Annotated in this window: 16 protein-coding genes; 11 read left to right on the top strand and 5 right to left on the bottom strand. The window is 57.8% G+C overall.

Going from position 1 to position 21,160, the window contains the following annotated elements; all coding sequences use genetic code 11:
• Window positions 1–72: 72 nt before the first annotated feature.
• Entirely contained in the window at window positions 73–903 is an 831-nt protein-coding gene (locus ACZ9EJ_RS28740) for an IclR family transcriptional regulator (protein WP_046642483.1), read from the bottom strand.
• Between the two features lie 174 nt (window positions 904–1,077).
• Here ACZ9EJ_RS28740 and ACZ9EJ_RS28735 point away from each other — a divergent pair, with 174 nt between their 5' ends.
• From ACZ9EJ_RS28735 to ACZ9EJ_RS28725, 3 genes are all read left to right on the top strand, one after another.
• Window positions 1,078–2,085 (top strand): Gfo/Idh/MocA family protein, encoded by a 1,008-nt coding sequence (locus ACZ9EJ_RS28735; RefSeq protein ID WP_046642484.1) that lies wholly within the window; start codon window positions 1,078–1,080, stop codon window positions 2,083–2,085.
• Window positions 2,086–2,249: 164 nt separating this feature from the next.
• Window positions 2,250–3,182: an SMP-30/gluconolactonase/LRE family protein gene (locus tag ACZ9EJ_RS28730; protein WP_046642485.1), complete on the top strand. Its 933-nt coding sequence runs from the start codon at window positions 2,250–2,252 to the stop codon at window positions 3,180–3,182.
• 456 nt (window positions 3,183–3,638) lie between these two features.
• The gene (locus tag ACZ9EJ_RS28725; protein WP_476100305.1) at window positions 3,639–5,180 is read left to right on the top strand and encodes a carboxylesterase/lipase family protein; all 1,542 of its coding nucleotides are present in this window, start codon (window positions 3,639–3,641) and stop codon (window positions 5,178–5,180) included.
• Window positions 5,181–5,431: 251 nt separating this feature from the next.
• Here the strand turns inward: ACZ9EJ_RS28725 and ACZ9EJ_RS28720 are convergent, their stop codons facing one another.
• From ACZ9EJ_RS28720 to ACZ9EJ_RS28710, 3 genes are all read right to left on the bottom strand, one after another.
• The gene (locus ACZ9EJ_RS28720; protein ID WP_476100303.1) at window positions 5,432–6,238 is read right to left on the bottom strand and encodes a shikimate dehydrogenase family protein; all 807 of its coding nucleotides are present in this window, start codon (window positions 6,236–6,238) and stop codon (window positions 5,432–5,434) included.
• Entirely contained in the window at window positions 6,235–8,208 is a 1,974-nt protein-coding gene (locus tag ACZ9EJ_RS28715) for an FG-GAP repeat domain-containing protein (RefSeq protein WP_080955872.1), read from the bottom strand. Before ACZ9EJ_RS28715 ends, ACZ9EJ_RS28720 begins: the two co-directional genes overlap by 4 nt.
• 345 nt (window positions 8,209–8,553) lie before the next feature.
• On the bottom strand, window positions 8,554–9,378 hold the full coding sequence (locus tag ACZ9EJ_RS28710) for an IclR family transcriptional regulator (RefSeq protein ID WP_046642488.1): 825 nt from the start codon (window positions 9,376–9,378) through the stop codon (window positions 8,554–8,556).
• 340 nt (window positions 9,379–9,718) lie between these two features.
• Between ACZ9EJ_RS28710 and ACZ9EJ_RS28705 the strand changes: the two genes are divergently transcribed.
• From ACZ9EJ_RS28705 to ACZ9EJ_RS28670, 8 genes are all read left to right on the top strand, one after another.
• Window positions 9,719–10,621, top strand: coding sequence for a ribokinase (locus ACZ9EJ_RS28705; protein ID WP_476100301.1), 903 nt, complete (start codon window positions 9,719–9,721; stop codon window positions 10,619–10,621).
• Between the two features lie 46 nt (window positions 10,622–10,667).
• The gene (locus ACZ9EJ_RS28700) at window positions 10,668–11,243 is read left to right on the top strand and encodes a LysE family translocator (protein WP_052764733.1); all 576 of its coding nucleotides are present in this window, start codon (window positions 10,668–10,670) and stop codon (window positions 11,241–11,243) included.
• A 295-nt stretch (window positions 11,244–11,538) separates the two neighbouring features.
• The gene (locus tag ACZ9EJ_RS28695; RefSeq protein ID WP_046642654.1) at window positions 11,539–12,048 is read left to right on the top strand and encodes a sigma-70 family RNA polymerase sigma factor; all 510 of its coding nucleotides are present in this window, start codon (window positions 11,539–11,541) and stop codon (window positions 12,046–12,048) included.
• A 108-nt stretch (window positions 12,049–12,156) separates the two neighbouring features.
• Window positions 12,157–13,131 (top strand): FecR family protein, encoded by a 975-nt coding sequence (locus ACZ9EJ_RS28690; RefSeq protein ID WP_046642653.1) that lies wholly within the window; start codon window positions 12,157–12,159, stop codon window positions 13,129–13,131.
• Between the two features lie 296 nt (window positions 13,132–13,427).
• Window positions 13,428–15,896 (top strand): TonB-dependent receptor, encoded by a 2,469-nt coding sequence (locus ACZ9EJ_RS28685; protein ID WP_255736743.1) that lies wholly within the window; start codon window positions 13,428–13,430, stop codon window positions 15,894–15,896.
• A 79-nt stretch (window positions 15,897–15,975) separates the two neighbouring features.
• Entirely contained in the window at window positions 15,976–16,770 is a 795-nt protein-coding gene (locus tag ACZ9EJ_RS28680; protein WP_046639855.1) for a hypothetical protein, read from the top strand.
• 12 nt (window positions 16,771–16,782) lie between these two features.
• Window positions 16,783–18,633, top strand: coding sequence for a type I secretion system permease/ATPase (locus tag ACZ9EJ_RS28675; protein ID WP_046627536.1), 1,851 nt, complete (start codon window positions 16,783–16,785; stop codon window positions 18,631–18,633).
• Window positions 18,620–19,933, top strand: coding sequence for an HlyD family type I secretion periplasmic adaptor subunit (locus ACZ9EJ_RS28670; RefSeq protein WP_046627747.1), 1,314 nt, complete (start codon window positions 18,620–18,622; stop codon window positions 19,931–19,933). Before ACZ9EJ_RS28675 ends, ACZ9EJ_RS28670 begins: the two co-directional genes overlap by 14 nt.
• A gap of 220 nt (window positions 19,934–20,153) precedes the next feature.
• Here the strand turns inward: ACZ9EJ_RS28670 and ACZ9EJ_RS28665 are convergent, their stop codons facing one another.
• Window positions 20,154–21,140, bottom strand: coding sequence for a sialic acid TRAP transporter substrate-binding protein SiaP (locus tag ACZ9EJ_RS28665; RefSeq protein ID WP_046639856.1), 987 nt, complete (start codon window positions 21,138–21,140; stop codon window positions 20,154–20,156).
• Window positions 21,141–21,160 lie beyond the last annotated feature (20 nt).

Here is a 21,160-nt window from a genome sequence, read left to right as displayed (position 1 = left end):
ATTCCATTAAGAAGCGCGGGTGTCAACAGACGTGAGTGCCGCGTAGGGCGCTCTGAAAACTAAAAAGGCTATTTATATAATGTTTCCAACGACTTGCGAATTTCTCGGCGCGTTGGTTTGCGGGCTAGGGGAGGCGATCCGATATGGCCAAAGTTGTGAAAGTTCATCGGCGGTGGCCTTCACCTGTTCCGCTAACTGCGGAAGTACGAGCGGAGAAAAGTGGTGGATTGGTCCCGCAATGCTCACCGTTCCAACAACCTGGCCTCCAACGCGAATGGCAGCTGCAACAGCAGCGACGCCAGGTTCAGCTTCCTCGATCGCTGTCGCCCATCCCCGTTCTTCAGTCTCATCCAGAGCGGCAGAAAATGTCTGCTTAGACGTGATAACACGCGGACCGCCTATGTCTGTCCGTCCCAGTCCACTGGCAACGGCTCTGGCGAGCGCCTCCTCCCGATCCAGCGTCGCTAGCCAGGCTTTTCCATTGGCTGTTGTGTGCAACGGGACTTTTGCGACCAATTCTGGCTGGTAAATGAGGCCGGATCGCATGCCTTGCGAGTGGGATATCCACGTCAAACCATCGGGATCGAGGATCGCGATCCTGCCCAACCCCTTCGTATTGCTGGCCAACCGGTCAAGGATCGGTTGACAGATATCGGGGATCCGTGTGCCGGCCAGCAGGCGCTGGCCCATCACGGCGAGGCGCAGCGAGAGCCGGTAGAAGCCGTTTTCGGGATCCTGTTCGGCCCAACCCAGGTCACACAGACTGTTGAGCAGCCGATGCGCTGCACTCTTTGGGACGTCCAGTCGGCGGCTGATTTCGCCAAGTGACAGTCCAGTGGCGTTCTCACTCAACAACGTGATGACGTCGAAACAACGGTCTAGAAGGGATTTGACAAGTCGCATGGTACCACGATATTCGGTTTGTCGGAACGCTATTCCAATAGCATTGCGAGAGGCGTTTCACAAGGAGCCGCCTGAGCGGCGGTCCGCGGACCGTCGGATTCCATCCGGCCACCGCACTTGTTCTGTTTAATCACGGCTCCTTACCTTGATAAACCCGCAATAAACGGAGTCGAGATGAAGATCGCAATATTCGACGTCAGCCACTGGCATTTTCCGCTTTACATCGCTGCGCTGAAGGATCCGGGTATCGAGGTAATCGGGATATCGGACAGCGCTTCATTCGCCGGGCCTCGTTTTTCCGATCTGCTCAATTGCAAGCTCTATGGTTCCAATGATGAACTGATGAGCCAGGACTTCGACTTCGCGCTTGTATTTAGCCGCCATTCCGACATGGCCAAACTTGCAGAGAGTCTGATCGCCAAAGGCAAGCCATTTCTTATAGAGAAGCCATGCGGGGTAAATCTCGAGGAAGTTCGTCGTATTCGCAAACTTTCGGAGAAGCATGGCGTCTATGTGAGCGTGCCTCTCATTATGCGCGTGAGCGACCTGGGCGATCGTCTCTCTCCGGCTGCAGGATTCGCGCCGGAAGGGTTCCAGCATATTTCCTTCAGGTTTATCGTGGGGTCGGTGGCTCGTTATGAGCGAAACGGGTGCGGTTGGATGCTTGACAAGGCGCTCGCGGGAGGTGGGTCGATGCTGAATGTTGGGGTGCACTTCATCGACATGATCTCAAATCTTACACAATCCCCGATCACTCAAGTCTCGGGCCAGGTCCAGATCTATCGACCCGACGTAACAGTCGACGAACAAGCTGTGTTCACCTGCCGCACCGGTTCAGGTCAGATCGGTGTAATCGAGACTGGCTATCTGTATCCGTCCACAGCCGAGGATCAGCGAGATTTTGCGTTCTCGATCTCACATCGTCAGTCTTACGTCCGCGGCTACGCCGACCAATATTTCGCAAAGTCGCGTGAAAGCGATATGGCTCGCTCGACGATGATCGAATACAATACGGACGAATATTATCCGGTTTTCCTCCGCCGTTGCTGGGCGGATCTCGCGAATGCTCGCCCTCCCGTTGCAGGCCTGTTGGAAGCGGAACGTGCACTTGCCGTCATTGAGGCGGGATACCGTTCGGCGGAAAATGCGGGAGCCCCTGAAAAGGTCGATCCCGATAGCTAGTGGGTGCTCGTCACGCCTTACGGGGCACTGGCTCCTTTGGCGCTGAAGTCAGCCATGACAATGCCATCGCTACAACCGCCTAATCCCGGAACTGCGGGTTCAAATTGCATTTCGTCCGCCGGAGTTTTTCGCGCGGAGATCGTCATTCAACATCGGCAAATCTTATGACAGTACCTGACCTTGAGATCATTGCCACGGGTCTCCACTTCCCGGAGGGGCCAGTCGAACTTCCGGATGGATCGATCGCTGTCGTCGAGATCGGTCGTGGTAGAATCCTAAGGATAGGAGAAGAAGGAAAACAGGATGTCTTGGCAATTACAAATGGCGGTCCTAACGGGATGGCTTTAGGGCCGGATGGAGCGCTCTACGTCTGCAACAACGGTGGCTTCTCCTGGGCTGAAGAGGGTGGATGGTTGCGTCCCGTTGGTCTGGCTCCATCTTACAGCGGTGGAACGATCCAGAGGGTGGACGTGCATACGCGTGAGGTCTCGGTCTTGTATGACCAGTGTGATGGCCGACCACTCAGCGGTCCTAACGACCTCGTTTTCGACGATCAGGGCGGGTTTTATTTCACCGATACGGGTAGGGTTCACGAGTTCCAGCGCGACCACGGTGCAGTCTATTACGGAAAAGCCGACGGTAGTTCGATAAAGAGGGTCTTATTCCCACTTCTCGCACCAAACGGGATTGGTCTATCGCCAGATTTAAAGACCCTCTATGTCGCCGAGATGGAGACCGCACGATTGTGGAGTTACGACATCGCAGAGCCAGGAAGAGTTCATATGAAGCCTTTCCCAAGTCAGAGCGGTGGTGCGCTTGTAATCGGAGTCGGCGGCTTCCAGCGGTTCGATAGCTTGAAGGTCACAGCTTCCGGAAACATTTGCATCTCAACTTTAGTTTCCGGATGCATAACAGTGGTCTCGCCAGACGGCGAGTTGCTCGACCAAGTGTGGATGCCGGAGCTCTACCCGACAAACCTGGGCTTTATTGGGCGAGACTTGCAACATGCCGTCGTCACCCTGTCGCTGACAGGTCAGATCGGCCGGCTTCGGTGGCAGGAAAGGGGCTTGAGATTGCAAAACCAAGTGACGAAATAATCTAGCCCCACCCGAAATTATGCCGGTAAAGCGCCGCAGCCAACCTCTGCTGCGGCTAATCAAGAAAATTTCAAAGAATTCCAAGCATCTCGTGAATGATCGCAATGCGCCGCATCTTCTTGGACTCTGCTCGATACCGGTTTGGTCCCTGCGAGCTTGAAATTGCCGTGATGCCCCTGGTTGATAACACGCATTTCGGTTTGCCTATCGGCGTCGCCGAAGCTCCGACATTATCCCTTCATCGTTTCACATAAGTGAAGGCCGGTGATCCATCCCCCTAAGACCAAAAGAGACTTTACATTAACGGAATGCCATTCCATTATTGGCTTGGGAGTGAGCTAATTCGCAGCGGATCTCGATGGTTTTGTGGAATGACGCGTAGAAGCCCTGACGGCATCGCCGCGTGTTCGACGCCTGGATCGATCTCCTTCTCGCAGATGCACCATAGGAGGAATGATGTACAATCGACGCGAACTTATGAAGGGCGTAGCAGCAGCCGGCCTTTTCACTGGTATTGTCCATGAAGCGATGGCGCAGGCCGGACAGGCCGATTACCCGGGGGGGTATAGGGAAAGTGTCGAACCGGTGCCCCAGGGCACCCCGAGTTTCGCCACGGTTCGGGAGGGTGTGCTCGAAGGTGTCGTCGCTGCAAACGGAATTCGCTATTACCGAGCAATCCCATACGCCGCCCCGCCTGTCGGCACGCTTCGGTTCAAGCGGCCTGCGCAACATCCTGGATGGCCCGGAACCCGGAAAGCTGTCGAGAACCCGGCGGCCCCAATACAGGCGCTCAAGGATTTGGTGAATAGTAATGCGCCAGCGGATACCAAGGTCAGCGAGGATTGCCTTACGCTCAGCATCACCGCACCATCGTCGGCAGGGCCGCATCCCGTCTATGTTTTCTTTCACGGCGGCGGTAATTCTTCTGGTTGGCAATTAGAGGATCGGGTCGATGGCGCTAGTTTTGCCCGCGATGGCGTAGTTTTCGTCACCGTCGGCTATCGTGTCGGCGTCCTCGGCTTCCTTGAGCTCGGCAAGTTGATCGGCCCGGAGTACGCCGGGAGCGGCAACAATGCAGTCTGGGACCAGATCGCCGCCCTGCAATGGTTGCGCGTAAACATCAGCGCGTTCGGTGGAGACCCGAATCAAGTAACGATTGGAGGTCAATCGGCAGGTGGATACGACGTATGCGCTATGCTTGGCGCTCCAGCCACTGCCGGATTGTATCGCGGAGTTATCTCGCAGAGCGGCGGCGATGGTACGGTCCTCACAAAAGACGAAGCGTTTGCTTCGGCCGACATCGTGGCGGCCGCCTTTGCGAAGAAAGGCATTCACGGCCGTGATATCCTGACGGCAGCAGTCGAGAATTTCGTCGATAAGGTGCCAGGTTTCCAGAATGCCCCTTTTGTCGATGGAGAATTGCTGGCCGCAAAACCTAGTCAGACAATTGCGTCAGGCGTCAACAAAGACGTGTCGCTGCTCATCGGATGGAATCGCGACGAGATTGCCGGGCTGGGGAACGACGCGTCGGGACCACTTTTTGAAAGATTTAAGGCTTTAAACCCTGGCCTGACAGAAGAGCAATGGAAGCGGCGGTTTGGGGCCACCCGCCTTTTTGGCGCACCGAGCTGGATGATTGCCGACGGTCATGCGTCGGCGGGCGGATCGACTTATGCGTATTACTGGACATGGGCGCCCCCTAGCGGCAAGAATGCCGGCTTCGCCTTTCACGGGGCGGAAATGTCCTATGTATTCGATAATATCGAGGCATTGAGGGCGCGTTACATTGTCCCCGATGCAGCGATCCAGGCGCGTGCCACAGCCATGCACGCACTGTGGGTTAATTTCGTGAAGACTGGAAAACCCACAGCACCTGGGGTTCCTGCTTGGCCGCAGTGGACGCCAGCAACGCGCCGTTATCTCGAGATCGACGAAGACTTCAAGACGTCGGAGTGGCAAGACGCCCAACTCGCACTGTGGCGCGACGCGACAAAGTGAAAGACGGCTAGCCGCGGCACGGCCGCGAGCGATGACGGCGGGTTCAGCCCGCCGTCTTTTTAGAACCTCGTAAACTGCTACTGGTCTGTCCTTTGCAGGTTTTGCAGCCATTAGTCTCGGATTTAGGTGCCGATCTGAAATGCTCGTATAAAGTAAGTATGCTGGCGAGTTTACCGCCAGCTTCAACGATCTGGAGGCATCCGGATCGGCATGCTGAGGGGCAGGCATGCCGATCATCTTAGTATAAATAGCTAAGCCCAAAGCTCGCAAATATGGTCAACGGTAAGGTCAGCCTGTCCGGTAATCATAAGCATCCCGGAATGAGTCTCGACGCCCTTTTCGGCTGCGAGCCTGAGAAGCCTGGTTGTTTCCGGCTGAGCAATGACTTCAGCGAATGTCATCTCAGGCTGCAGGAGATCCGGATCGAGGGGTAGCGCGTCCGTATCTTGAAGGCCCAGTGACGTGGCATTGACGACGAGCTGGCCCGCTTCCGGCTCGGCTTTGCCAGCCTTGGCAACTTTTCTTCCAAAGTCGGCGTTCACTGTCTCCGCCAGCGCTTCGGCTTTGTCAAAAGTTCGATTCGACACCGTAATGCTGTTGGCACCTGCCTCGACGAGTGCAAACGCTATAGCGACCGAAGCGCCACCGGCTCCGATGATGAGTGCATCCCGACCCTCGATCGCGATCGCCTTGGATTGGAGGCCGCGCACAAAGCCTTTGCCATCGAACTGGTAGCCTCGAAAACTACCGTCGCGTTCGCGCCGGACGAAGTTGACTGCTCCGACCCGAGCTGCCACCGGATCGAGACTGTCGCAGAGACCGATCGCCGTCTGTTTATGAGGCAGGGTAATGCCGAACCCCACGAGGTTCGGCATCGCCCTCAGGCCGGCCCAGATTGTGGCCAGGTCTTTTGCTGGGACATGGAGCGGGACAGAGACGATATCTGCCCCGCGTGCCGCAAAAAGAGGATTGACTGCAGCTGGCGACTTGGCTTGCGCTATCGGGTCGCCGATAATGCCAATCAGCTTGGTTGTACCTCGAATGCTGACACTGCTCACCACGACAATTCCTCGCGCTTGAGCCAGACGATGCTGCCGTCCTCGATCCCGACAACGATATCGAGATTTCCGCGGCCGGCCCAATCAACAACTTCCGGAGAGGCGACATGCATTGCCATCTGAATTGTCTCGTCGCGGTGTTTGATCGGGATTGGCAATGCAAAGCGCGGCTCTTCCGGCGTTCCGACATTGCGGCAGTAGAACAGGCCGGCCTGCTTCGTTGTATTACGTGGCGCGCCGGTCTTCGGATCCGGTGGCACGCAGGCGCGGGCATGGGTGCCAAAAATAAGGTCCGTGCGACCTGTGCCTTCCCAATCGCAGAAGCACAGCTTTACGCGCCCGCGCCCGCCGCCAACATCGACCGTAAAACGAATAGCTTCGCCGTCTTCCCAACGTAGGAAACGTTTGTCGACGAGTTCCGTATCGGACGCCTTACTCCAGTCGCTGAGGACTCCGTCCTCATCCAGTGCGACATAGTGGAGGCCGTTGTCCTTGAGCCAGTCGACGACAGCTGGTCGAACCCGCCAGACTGTCTTCAACGGCTTGCCCTTGAAGGTTAGGAACTCCTCCTCGCCGAAGCGTGGCGGCAGGACCTTTTCGCCGGTATTGCGGAACAGCCGATGACGGCCCGTAACGTCGCTGACCAATATGTCCATGCTGCCATTGCCGGTCCAGTCCGCAAGGGTCGGGCAGGAATAGCCAAACATCTTTTCCGATGGCCCCTGGATAGAGCCCGTCAATCCGGCTGCAAGCCGGATCGGCGTGTCGCCACCCTTAAGCATGACTTCCTTGTCGAGATAAATGATCCCGTCTTTTTCCCGGCTCCGGTAGAAGAGCAATTCGCCTGTGCTGTTGCCAACGACAAGATCGTAGTGCCCGTCGCCGCTGAAATCATAGGCCGCCGGGCTTGGCAGGATACCCGCGTGAATCAATGGCTTCGTGGTTTCGATGCGGCCGCGCTGCTCGAAACGTGGAAGTCCGTCTTCGCCAGTGCCGACGTTCTTGAGGAAGCTGATATATCCATCCTCGGCACCGTAAAGGATGTCTTCGCGACCGTCGCCATCCCAATCGACGACGCAGGGGAGATGGATACAGTGTCCGAGTTCCAGAACCTTATCGTCTGTACTGCGGATCAGGCTGGTCGGCTCGAAGGTTCCGTCTTCGCGCTGTCGGGCAATATGCAGGATATTCCAGAACTCGCCTGCGATGATATGTTGCTGCCCAGTCCCGAACTGGCCGAATGCAGGCGCCAGCTGCCCATAGACCTCAAATGGCGTTTCTCCGGCGATGAGGGCATGACCCTTTTCCAGTACGGGAGCTGCGAGCGTACCGTTGTTCTTGAACGCGTATAGGAAGCCCCGCAGCGGACCGCCGAGCCAACGTCCGGCATCGTCATAGCCGCGATAGCCTTCGTCGTTCCATTCCAGACCGTTCGGCCAGTAGTCATTCCAGTAGTCGCTACCGACGATCAGTTCCGCCACCCCGTCGCCATCGATATCGTGGAACCGGGCCATATGGAAATATTCGTTACCCCTAACCCAGTCGGCATCGAGGTCAAGGCGCACAGGGTCGCCAAATTCAGGGGCGCCTTTTTCTCCAATGTTGGGAAACACATAAATCTGCTTTCGCAGCCGCGACGCGGAGACGAGATGGAAAATATCTCCGTCCTTGACGGCCGTCACGTAGCCGCGGACGCCTTCGACCAGTTCTTCTTCACCCAGAATAGGTGTGCCGTCAGGATTGGTGCCGATTTGGCGACGCAAGAAGACGCGACCGTCGTAGCAGGCGTCCCATGCAGAAATCAGCATGTCCTTTGTACCTGTGCCGCTCCAATCGACGATCTCGACACACGTGATGATCCGACCTGCGACAGCCGCCGACTTGACGTCCGGGTGGTATTTCAAAGCCTCCGAGCCATAGTCTGGACCGTGCCAAAGAGTGGCGTCGTCCTCCCATCTTGTTACGCTCATCGCAAACCCTCTCCACTTGCGGAATTAATTGGAAATGATTTCTAAAACGAAACTACCTTTCAAATCCAGTGGAAAATTCAGTCTGGCGCGCCTTCGGGTGCAGGACATCGGGCCGCGATAGATAGGGAGGGAACGGCTGATGTCCGGCAAAGGGCTTGAGGATAAGCGCGAGTGTCCTCCGATTCAGCCTGCGTTACTGGCGGGCTGGCAGTGGACAAGCTGTCCTGGCGATGGCGCGGGACTGCTTCCGTGATGGGACGTGATGAGGTCCGCAATGCCAGAGCCGGGGTGATCCTTGCAGATCCAGCCGGCCGTGATCATGCTTCAAAGTAACCGTAGACGCAGCTACCGCACTGCGCCGGTTGCAACGATCAGTGGCGTCATGGTTCGCTGACGAACGCGCAGAGGCCAGATATCGCTCAGTTCTTCCGCAGCTTTTTTGAGGGACCGAACTAAGTCGGGCCAACGATCTTCGGTTATGCGCATAAGAGGTCCCGCAACGGAGATCGTTCCAGCGACTGGCGCTTCAGCATCAGAACTCGTTCGAAAGGGAACCGCAACTGCTGCGGTACCAGCCTCACCCTCCTCGACAGAGGTTGCGAAGCCGCGCTCCCGGGTTTCATTCAGTCGCACCCTGAGTTCATCGATTGATCGAGCAGAATTGGGACCAAGCTTCCGTTTGGCCGTAAAACCGCGAGAATAGACGATCTCCAGTGCGCGTTCTTCGGGCAGAGTAGAAAGCCACGCCTTTCCATTCGCCGTTGCGTGAAGAACGATTTCCTGTCCCATGTCCGGATCATATCGGAGGCCGGTTGTCGCACCTTGTGCGCGTGCCACCCATATCAAATCCTGACCTTCCAGGATCGCTAGGCGGCAGTATTCTTGTGTTTCCATAGCCAACCGATTCAGGACGGATTGGACCACGTCGGGAACGTTCCGGGCATCGAGATTCCGGAACGCCAAAGCACTCAATCGAAGAGAAAGGGCATAGTTTTGGCTGGCGGCATCTTGGGTCACCCAACCGTGGCTAATCAGGGTCGTCAAGAGGCGATGGACCGCACTCGCCGGCATATCGAGACGTCCAGCGAGGTCGGACAACTCGATTGATCCTGCTTCTCCAGCCAGCACTTCCAAGAGCGTCAGGCATCGTGATACGGCTGCGACGGTCAAACCTTAGTCTCCTTTTCGTCAAGCCTATAAGGTTTGTTTCCAATATGGAATAGGCTTCCATAACCGATCCCCATCTGTTGTCGCTGCCGTCAAGTCTCGGTTTTGGCCCCCGGCCCGCGTGCGCCACAAACGTTCGGAATTGCTCCTTGAGCTTGATAAAAATAGAAACTGATTCTAAAAGCAAATTAAATTCTGATTATGTGCGATGCGCTGAGAGTGAGAACTGACCTGAATTTGTCAGGGCGACGTTCATTTCGATTACCAACGAAGATCACAGCGTTCGCATATGGCTTTGGGACCAATTTCGCGCCGCCGGCGGAAGCAAGTTAGGACATGTCGCATGATCGTCACCTTCGGATCCATCAATGTTGACCTCATCTACCTGGTCAACGAGATACCTCAGGCAGGTCAGACGGTCTTAGCCCGAGGATCCCGCACCGAGCCTGGAGGGAAGGGGGCTAACCAAGCGCTTGCAGCTGCGCGGGATGGCGCAGATGTCGTCATGATTGGGGCGGTGGGTAACGACGCCATGGCCCCTATCGCCCTTCAGAATTTGGAAAGCGAGGTCGATATCAGCCGCGTGGTCAGATCGAACGAGCCTACCGGCTCCGCTGCAATAATCATCGATGCCGATGGCCGCAATATGATCGCAGTTGCAGCAGGCGCCAACCTGGCAGCCCAGTCAGATGGCGTTGAAGATGAGCTGCTTCGCAACGCAAGTTACGTCCTGATGCAGATGGAGAACGACGCTGTTCAGATTGAAAATCTAATCCGACGGGTTTCCAATCATCCCGCAAAATCGATTCTCAACCTCGCGCCGGCCTACCGGCTGGATCGCGACCTTCTCTCTCTCGTCGATATCGTAATCGTCAACGAAGACGAGGCCGAAGCTCTTTCGGGTTGGCTTGGTTGCGAGCCGAGCGCAAGATCGTTGTCCGAGGCTCTCAACACCGGTGTCTTACGCACCATGGGAGGAGAGGGGGCCGAAGCTTTCATCAATGGCGAGAAAGTAACGGTGCCGGCGCTTCGCGTTGATGCTGTGGATACGACCGCAGCTGGTGATTGTTTTGTAGGCGTCCTCGCCTCGGCTCTCGACCGAGGCCTCTTGCTCGACGCGGCGATGCGACGAGCCGCAAAGGCCGCTGCGATTGCCTGCTCGCGTCCGGGAAGCCAGTCGAGCATTCCTGACAACGGCGAGACAGATAGTTGGACCTGGGAAAACCAAGGGCAATCACCTGCGTGAACCCCATCGGACTTGACTAAAGACACTACCACTACAGGCGACCTGCATGAGCTATCCAGCATTTATCTCGGCGGTGTTCATTCTCCTGCTGAGCCCCGGCCCGACCAATGCCTTGATGGGGTTGGCATCGGCACGCTACGGTTTCTGGCTCGTTCCGAGACTACTGCCTGCCGAACTGCTCGGTTACCTCAGTATGATCTTGCCGCTCACGTGGCTTGGGGGAGAGCTGATAAGTCGTTGGCCGGAAACCGCTCTGGTGCTGAAGGCCGCAGCGGCCATTTGGGTTATGTATCTCGCAATAAAGCTTTGGGTAGCGGGAACCAAGGATGTCATGGACCGCGGCGTGACCGCTCGATGCATATTTGTGACGACGACGCTCAACCCCAAGGCTCTTGTGTTCGGGCTTGTTCTTCTACCTCCGCCGACCGCGCCGGACTTCCTGCCAAAGCTTACAATCTTCGTTGCCTTGGCGAGCATCGTTGCCGTGATTTGGGGTTTGCTCGGCAGGTTGACGCAGGTCGGTGCGCGAAGCCATTGGCGCCTGATGATACTTCAGCGGACCGCGTCCGGCTGGCTCGCTATCGTGTCCTGCACGGTCGTCGCGAGTCTTTTTCAGATCTAGGCCATTGGTTGAATGGGTCCAAGTCCGCATCCAATTAGATTTCAGTAATGGCGCAGCAAATTTGAACCATTAATTTGGCGCAGACCTGCACATAGTCCCGATGGCCATGCCTTGCCATGCGGCCTTCCATCGGACCGGAAAATCATGATAAGAAATGTCAAGTTTATTGGCGGCGGGCCGTTGGAGTGATATAGCTGCCGCAATCTTGTCGATTGATCCAAATTTCGGATTGAGAAGCGTTGATCAGCAGTGCCGATAGCGCCTGCAGGACTGCATATGTTTTGAGTATTTTGGAATGAATGTCGGAAAAAATGGCGACCGGTACGCAATGTACCTGCAAAACCGCAAGGCGCTTGTCGACTACGCGACGCCGCTCGTTGGATCGAGGGCTGAAGCCGAAGATGTTGTCCAGGACGCCTACCTGAAATTCGTGCCTGCCGAAACTCGCGAAAGTATTTTGCACCCAGGATATCTCTTCCAGATCGTCCGCAATCTTTCTTTCAATAGACGGCGGCGCCGGAAACTTGAAGAAACGGTGGCGCCTTCTGACATTCCCTGGTGGGCATTGCCGATGCCCAATGATACGCCTGAAGATAGCGTGCTTTTTCAGGAGCGCGTCAAGAGGGTCGCGTCAACTGTCGATGCATTGCCGGAAAGGGCCCGGCTGGTGCTGCAAATGTACAGGTTCGACGGTCTCTCGTTGAAGCAAATTGCCGAAATTCTCAATCTCTCCACAACATCGGTTCATCGGCTGCTCAACGATGCGATGAGGATGATCAAGGAAGAAATGTCGCGCATGCCCTGAGTTGAGAAGCCCTCGAAAAATACGTGCGACTCTGGAATTTTTCAGCGGGTTGAGTGTCTATAGAGTAAGAACAGGGAACAACGCTCCGCGTAATTTAAAGCTGGCAGTATGACCATCGATTCAAAGACGAAGACGCCGTCCGACCAGGCCACGGACTGGCTTATCCTGATCCGTGAAAATCCGGAGGATCCGAGCCTGCGATCGGCATTCGAAGCCTGGCTCCTTGAGGCTCCGGAACACCGACGCGAGTGGGAGGAAACCTGCGAGATGTGGCAGGCCTTGGGGCAGATGCCATCATCCGCTCTCGAAGCCTTGCCGCACCCCGCAGGCGCACCGCCCATGCGCCGTTTCGGCCTGACCTCCAGGCTTGTGGGCGCTGCGGTTTTCACAGGCACAGCGCTCTGTCTTCTGCTCCTGGCCGGCCCCTCTCTGCTGATCCGGCTGCAGGCGGATTTTGTAACCGACACGGCCCAAAGCCGCAGCATAACGCTTGAAGACGGAAGCTCAGTCGTGCTTGCAGCCGATAGTGCCATGGCACTGGCATTTTCCGGCGACCGGCGTGGCGTCATCCTCCTCAAGGGGGAAGCGTTCTTCGATGTTGCACCCGAAAAGACGCGGCCGTTCACTGTCGAAGGAGGTGGACTGAAGGTCGAGGTTTTGGGAACCGCCTTCGACGTCCGCGTCGGTGGCGATGAGACGGCGATCGCCCTCGCTCGTGGCGCGGTCAAGACTTCCCCCGACAGGGCTGGCGCGGCGGAACACGTCCTTGCCCCCGGGGGAATGTTGACGCTTGATCACACAAGTGGTGGCATTACAGTTTCCGCTGTCGCTATCGCCGATATCGGCTCCTGGAGGCAAGGCAGGCTCCACGTCGTTGACCAGACAATCGGTTCGGTCATCGAACAGATTCAGCGCTACCATCCGGCCCTGATTTCGATCCCCGACCGGAGCCTTGCGAACCGGAGAGTGAGCGGGATCTACGACCTGAACTCCCCCGATCAGGCCCTCGGTGCACTGGTTGACCCCTATGGCGGAAAAGTTCGCAAAATATCCGATTACGTCCGGGTCATATCCCGCCTCTAAACAAAGTTGATAATAAAATTCATGATTTAGCGGAAAAGTGAAGCTTTCCGCGGAAATCTGGCATTGCCCAATTGTCTCTAAGTCGAAGGCCCCGCGGATGACGGGCTGAAGACGGAGAGTTTTAGGGCATTATGGCATTCGGGGCGGACGCAAGGGCAATTCGTAGCAAGGGCAGATGGCACGCCCGCAGGGTGATGTTGTGGACCTCTGTAGTCCTCACCGTCTTGTGCCCGGCAGGCTATGTCGTTGGGCAGGACGGGACCGGCGGAGCGTCACCGACGACAAGTCGGGCAGACATGCACAACTTCGACATTTCGGCGCAACCGCTTGCCGGCGCCTTGTCCGCATTCAATCGCCAATCCGGTTTTCAGGTTACGCAGGCCTCGGGTAATGCGCCGCGAGAGGTTACCGTCAATGCGGTGCGAGGCACCATGTCGCCGCAACAGGCGCTGGCGCAGATGCTGGCCGGAACCGGCATACCCTTCTGGTTCACGGGGAACCGGGCGGCGTTGATCGGCGGCCAGCTTTCGGTCAGCACGGGCGCGGCGGATGAAAGTTCCACAGTTCTGGCGCCGATCATCATCAGGTCAGTTCGACGGGCAAATACGGGATCGGGTTTTCAGGGAACGCCGGATTGGGTCTATGAAACGCCCTCCAGCATCAGCGTCGTATCGCGGGAAGCGATCAAGAAGGCCCCATCGCGAAATGCCCGCGATCTTCTCGACAACGTGGCCGGCGTCTTGGTCAACCGCTCCGAAGGCCAGAATCCGGGCATGAGTATCAACATCCGCGGCCTGCAGGATCAGAACCGCGTGGTTACGATGATCGATGGCGCCCGACAGAACTTCCAGCGCAATGGTCATGGTGCAAGCCAGCGGACCTATGTCGATACGGCATTCATCCGCGAAATCGATGTGGAGAAAAGCGGCGTTTCCGGCGTCGGTGGTGCGGGAGCCCTGGGCGGATCGGTAAACTTCCGCACGCTTGTTGCAGACGACCTCATTGAAGGTGGCAAAAACTGGGGCCTCGAAGTCAACGGCACCACCGGTAGCAATGCGTTCAATTTCGATGGATCGGTCCTCGGCGCAGTTCGTCTTTCGGAAGACTTCTCGCTTCTTGGGGGCGTGAGCCACAAAAATATCGGTGCCTACAAGATCGGCAAGAACGGCGACGTCGAACTGAGCGGCGAGGTGACGAATGGTGACGACACATTGGTGTTCACCGGCCAGGAATCGACCAATACCTTCTTCAAAGCCGAAGGCAATCTGACGGACGACCTGAACTTTTCGCTCTCCTGGCTGCGCAACGATTCGCGCTCGAGCCAGGGAGCAGCGGAGAATACCGGGGCTGGCGGCGAGGATATCCAAAACGTCGTTAACAATACTCTTACCGCAGGTTTCGAATGGGATCCGGAAAGCGAGTTGATCGATCTCAAGGTCCGTTTCTGGTATAATCACACCCAGAACGACGAACTGCGAAATCGCGTCTACGATGGGGAAGACTGGACCTTACCCGTCGATTACCGGCTGGCCACCTATGGCGCCAGCATCGAAAACACCAGCCGCTTCGACACCGCAACCGGGCTGCTCTCCCTCAATTACGGCGTCGAAGCCTTTCGGGACGACGGCCAGTCCAGCACGCCGTTCATGGTCCAGGACGGTATCGACTATTCGTTGACCTATACCGGCACCAACCCGGCGGGCCGTCGCGACATGGTCAGCGGTTTTGCCAACGCGACGCTTGAGCACGACGATTGGCTGGTGGTTTCCGGCGGCCTTCGCTATGATTACTATCATCTTCGCGGATCGACATCGTTTTATGGCTCGCAAACGACCACGACGCCGCGCGTTTGCCTCCTGTGGAACGCTGCTGGCACAGTTTGCAGGCGGTGGGGACCCGGCGGCACCGTCACAACCTATTACCCGGTCGAAACCGATATCGACCATTCGGGCGGAGCGTTCCTCCCAACCGCTATGATCGCGGTGAAGGCCACCGACTGGCTTCAGCCTTTCGTCAAATATTCCCGCAGCTATCGGCCGCCGACGGCGATGGAGTCGCTGTTCAGCGGTGCGCATCCCAATACGACGCCCATCCAGTACGCTCCGAATCCGTTCCTCCAGCCGGAACGCGGCAATACCTATGAGATCGGCGCCAATATCTCGCTCGATGGCGTATTTTCCGACAATGATACGCTGCGGATGAAGGTTGTCGCGTTCCACCGCGAAATCGACGATTACATTTCCTTCGGAACGAACGTCTATCGCCCTGAAACAGGAATGGACTACGATTCCTTCGTCAACCTCGATGGCACGACCCGCATGAAAGGGCTTGAATTCGAGGCGAATTATGATGCCGGTTCCTACTATATCGGCGGTTCGTTCACGTGGCTGGATGCGGAATTCCCGACTGCTTACAGCTACAACGGCCAGACGTTCGACGCTGCACCTGCCGCTCTCTTCGTGCCCCCCACGAGTCGTTTCACCGTGGATGCCGGAGCGCGCTTCCTGGAAGAGAAATTGACGGTCGGCGCGCGCGTCACCCATGTCGGAGACAGCGAACCTGCCTACGGGCAATTGGCCGGCAACTACAAGACCGACAAATATACTCTGCTGGACCTTTATGGTTCCTACACATTCAACGAGACGACGACGCTCAGGGTCGCCGTCAACAACGTTGCCGATATCGCCTACGTTCCGGCGCTTGGTTATCGAACGCTTCCGGCACCGGGGCGGACGGCAACGCTCTCCCTCAACGTCAAATTCTAGAATTTCGGCGGCAGTCCTCTGTCGCGGATCCGGGGTTCGCCAAGGGGCGGACATTTGAACTAACCCAAGGAGAAAGCAAATGACTGCAGTCCTTTCATTGACGTCGGCAAGCAGCAATCTGCTCTATTATTTCGAAGAGGTTTGGAGTGCCGGTTTTGCTCCCTATAACGGCAACGGCGAGTTCGATAATCCAACCAGCACGACCCATAGTAACTTTGGCGCCGGCAACGCCACTGATTACGGTGTTGTCCTTGAAGGGAGCCCTCTCGACTACGCGCAGGGCGGGCTGGCGGGTACCAGCGATCTCGACACGATGGAGTTCGGCAACGGCTACAGCTACAATACAGCGTCCGGTTCGAGCCTGACTGGCGTTGATCTGTCAATCGATCTCGGCGGTGCTGCGCCGACCGCCATCTTCAACCAGGCGATCTACTCGCTGACCCATGGTGGCGCCCTGGAAGGCGCCACCTTCTTCGGGCAATCCTTCAGCGGCCTGTACGACTATTTCGCGGAAGTCGGAACGGAACAAATTGGAACATCAGGCGACAACGAGCTTTATTCGTTTGAGGGAAATGACGTCCTGACCGGTGGTGCGGGAGTGGATTACTTCTTCTTTGACCTCAACGGCGCCGGCTTGCTCGATACGGCATTCTCAGTTATCGGCGACGACACGATCGCCGATTTCAACTATGCCGCAGGCGAGGGGATCGTCATCGGGCTCAACAATGCGGCCTACGACACATATGCCGAAATCATCGCGGCGACGTCCAATACTGCATCCGGCGCGGTCATCGATCTCGGTTCCTACGGATCGATCACGTTGACGGGTGTCACGGTCGCAAACCTGTCCGCCTCGAATTTCGAATTCGTCTAACGCGGATCAGACATGTTTGGCTCATCCAAGCGGGTACCGTCGCAGCCTCGTGCTGCGGCGGTCACCTTCGATCTCAAGCATAGCATCGCCGGGATAGCCCTGGTGAGCGGCGTGATCAATCTTCTGGCGCTGACGTCGCCGTTGTTCATGCTGCAGGTCTACGACCGGGTACTGTCAAGCGGCAGCGTTCCGACGCTCGTCGGGCTCGCCGTTCTTGCGGCGGGACTCTATGCGTTCCAGTCATTGCTCGACATCCTGAGAGCGCGTGTGCTGTTGAGGATCGGCGAACGGTTCGACGGGCAGATATCTGGCCGCGTGCATGATGCCATCGTTCGCCTTCCACTTCTGACGCGGATGCCCGGAGATGGTCTGCAGCCGCTGCGCGACCTGGACAATGTGCGCGGCTTCCTGAGCGGCAGCGGTCCAACCGCATTTTTCGACCTTCCATGGATGCCATTCTATCTCGGGATCTGCTTCCTGATGCATGTGTGGATCGGCGTCACCGCCCTCGTCGGCGCGGTCATCCTGATTTCGCTGACGCTCATCGGTAATGTGCTTTCGCAAAAACCGATTCGCGATACGATCGCTCATAACATGGCGCGCAACGGTCTTATGGAGGCAGCCCGCCGCAATGCCGAGATCGTCCAGGCGCTCGGGCTCGGCAAGCGGATTTCTTTGCGCTGGCAAAGGACGAACACCGAATATCTTGCCGCCCATCGCAGAGCTGGCGACGTCGCCGGTGACCTTGGCGGCGTTGCGAAATCGCTGCGCATGGTGTTGCAGTCGGCCATACTTGCGGTCGGCGCCTATCTCGTCATCGAACAGGAGGTCACAGCCGGAGTCATGATCGCCAGCTCGATCATGATGGGCCGGGCGTTGGCGCCCGTCGACCTTGCCATCTCCAGCTGGAAACCTTTCCTCTTGGCGCGACAGAGCTGGGCGCGCATCAAGATCCTGCTGGCCAAGCTTCCTGAAGCGCCGTGCGTCCTGTCGCTGCCGGCGCCGGAGCGCCAACTGCGCCTCGAGGGCGTAACGATCATTCCTCCCGGAGAGAAGAAACCCACCGTTACCAACATCTCGTTCACCGTCGAGCGGGGCAGTGCGCTCGGCATCATAGGCACGTCCGGCTCAGGGAAGTCGACCCTGTCTCGCGCCATTGTCGGCGCGTGGCTGACGGCTGCCGGAAAAGTCCGCATTGACGGCGCCAGCCTTGAGCAGTGGGATCGCGAGATGCTCGGACGTCATATCGGCTATCTCCCGCAAGGCGTCGAGCTGTTCGACGGAACGATTGCCGAAAACATCGCCCGTTTTGAGGACGACCCGGATCCCGCCGCCATTGTCGCGGCGGCCAGGGCCGCCGGCGCCCACGACCTCATCCTGCGCTTCGAGCGCGGTTATGAAACGCCGATCGGTGAAAGCGGATCGGCACTGTCGGCCGGCCAGCGCCAGCGCATCGGCCTGGCGCGGGCCCTTTACGGCGATCCCTTTCTGGTCGTGCTCGACGAGCCGAATGCCAATCTGGACGCAGACGGCGAAGCCGCCGTCGTTCGGGCAATCGCCGCAGTGCGCGAGCGAAGAGGTATTGCCATCGTCGTTGCCCATCGTCCAAGCGCCATTGGCGCCGTCGATCATATCCTGGTGATGGAAGATGGCCGACAGAAAGCCCTGGGGCCACGCGACGAGGTCCTTTCCAAGGTCCTGAAAGCGTCCCGGCCGCCCGGACCGTCGGGCGGTTTCTTCTCGGCCCCTTTCGGCATATCGCCCCTGCGGGTCATCTCAAACCCGGCGCATCCCTCCACCGAGACTGCGGTTGCCGGCGGAAAAGATCATGCAGACGACGACGAACCTGATGTCCAATCTTGACCCCAATTCGGGCGTTTCCCGCTCGATCCGGCTCCACCTGATGGTCGCCTTGCTGGCAAGCGCAGCCCTTGTCGGCGGGGCAGGGGCCTGGGCTTCCGTCACCAATCTATCCGGTGCTGTTATCGCCTCGGGGCATTTCGTAGTCGATTCCTATGTCAAGAAGGTGCAGCATCCGACCGGCGGTGTGGTCGGCGAAATCCGGGTCCGTGAGGGTGACGAAGTGAAAGCGGGCGACATAGTCATCCGCCTTGATGCGACCCAGACGCGCGCCAATCTCGCAATCGTGACCAAACGGCTGGACGAGCTTGTGGCAAGGCTGGCGCGGCTCGAGACCGAACGCGACGATCTGGCGGTGATCGTCTTTCCCGATTGGCTGCTGGCACGTCGCGACAACGCCGATGTCGCTTCGGCGATTTATAGCGAAATGCGGCTATTCGACTTCCGGACTCAATCTCGAAAAGGCAAGAAAGCCCAGCTCGCAGAGCGCATCACCCAGTACGAGCATGAAATCGAAGGCCTCAAGGCTCAGGAAGATGCATATCAGCAGGGGATAGAGGTTCTTGCCAAGGAGATAGGTTCCCTCACCGGCCTCAGGCAAAAGGGCATCGTCTCGGATCAGCGCCTGAACAGCCTCAAGACGCAGCTCGCGACCTATGGCGGGGAACGGGGGGAAAAGATCGCCTATCAGGCGCAGGCGGCCGGCCGGATCACCGAGACGCGGCTGCAGATCCTCCAGGTCGACCAGGACCTGAAAACCGAGGTTGGTAGGGAACTGCGCGAAGTGCAGGCGCAATTCGGCGAATATGTCGAGCGCAAGATCGCGGCTGAAGACGAGTTGCGCCGGATCGACATCACCGCGCCTCAGTCCGGTATCGTCCACCAGCTTGCCGTCCACACAATAGGAGGCGTGGTCGCCCCTGCCGACCCCATCATGCTGATCGTTCCCGAAGACGACGACTTGGCGCTAGAAGTGCAGATCGCGCCGCGGGATATCGACCAGATCCAGCTCGGTCACAAGGCCGTGCTGCGCATGTCGGCTTTCAATCTGCGCACCACACCCGAACTGAAGGGCTATGTCGATCGTATCGCCGCGGACCTCACCGTCGACGAGCGCACCGGTCGATCCTATTATCTGGTCCGCATATCGGTGCCGCACGCGGAAATTCGCAAGCTTGAGGATCTTTCACTTGTTCCCGGCATGCCAGCCGAAGCCATGATCAGGACAGGAGATCGCACCGCCCTTTCCTATCTTGTGAAACCGCTTTCCGACCAGATCAACAGGGCGTTCCGAGAGGAATGACCCTGTCGGCTGACCCTTCACGACGGCAACGAAAACGAGGACTTGATGCACGACAGAGCTGGATGCCGGTCACCACGGTCATCAAGCGATCCTCGGGCAGACGGGGAGCTTGTTGCGCGCCGGCAGCAAGCCATTTCGATTTCGTCAAGTCTTCCCCCGGTAGTCGATTTGGCGCGAGGCGACCGGGTCGCCGCCTCGCGCCTGTGGCGTCATATCCGCACTACAGCTTGTTGATGCGGTCGATCATGCCTCGCGGCCAGGACGAGGACAGCGGCGATCCGGCATACTGCTTCTGGGCATAGTCGCGGAAGGCAGCAACATCCGGCTCGTAGACTTCCAGGCCCTTGTCCTTGAAGAATTGTATGAGCTCGCTTTCCTGCTTGAGGTATTCGGCCGTGCTCCAGGCGAACGCCTTCTTGGCGACGTCCCGCATGCGCTTCTGCTCGGTTTCGGGAAGCTTGTCGAAGACGGAGGAGCCGATCAGCAGCATGCCAAATCCGACATTGTGGCCCGTCAGTACAATCTGGTTCGTCACCTCGTAGAACTTCATCAGCTTGTCGTTGGGCAGCGGATTGTCCTGCGCGTCTATCGCACCGGTCTGCAGACCGGTGTAGACCTCGGCGTAATCCATGGCGACGGGATTGGCGCCAATCGCCTTACCGAGGAACTGCCAGCTTTCGCCGCCCGGCATGCGAAGCTTGACGCTGGCTAAGTCCTCCGGCTTGGATACTTTCTTGTTTCCCTTGAGGTTTACGTGGCGTGCTCCGTAATAGGCGGGCGCCAGGATCTCCACTTTCAGTTTCTCGCGAGCCGTTTTTCTGAACTCCTCGCCGACGTCGCTCTCGAAGATCTTGTTGAGATGATCGGCGTCGCGAACCACATAGGCCGCGCCGAGGATATCGAATTCGGGCGCCTGCTTGGCAAAGTCCGAAGGCGGCAACATTGCCATCTCCAGGTTGCCGCGCTGAACGGCGACCAGCTCCGTGCCCTGCTTGAACAGCGTCGATCCGAAATAACCCTGAAATTCGTAGTCGGATCCCATCTCCTTCGCGAAGATGTTGGTCAGTGCGAGCGAACGCGGCGCATCTGCTGTGGTCACGTCCGCAAAACGCAGCTTGGTGGCCGCAAGTGCCGCACCGGGCAGTCCGGCCGATGCCGCAACCGCGGCCGCGCCCGCCAGAACGTGTCGTCTCGATAAGGCCTGCATGTCTTCCTCCCCTTCAGCGC

This window comes from Neorhizobium sp. USDA 3394 (assembly GCF_056280385.1).
This window is presented reverse-complemented; position numbering and strand designations above follow the sequence as displayed.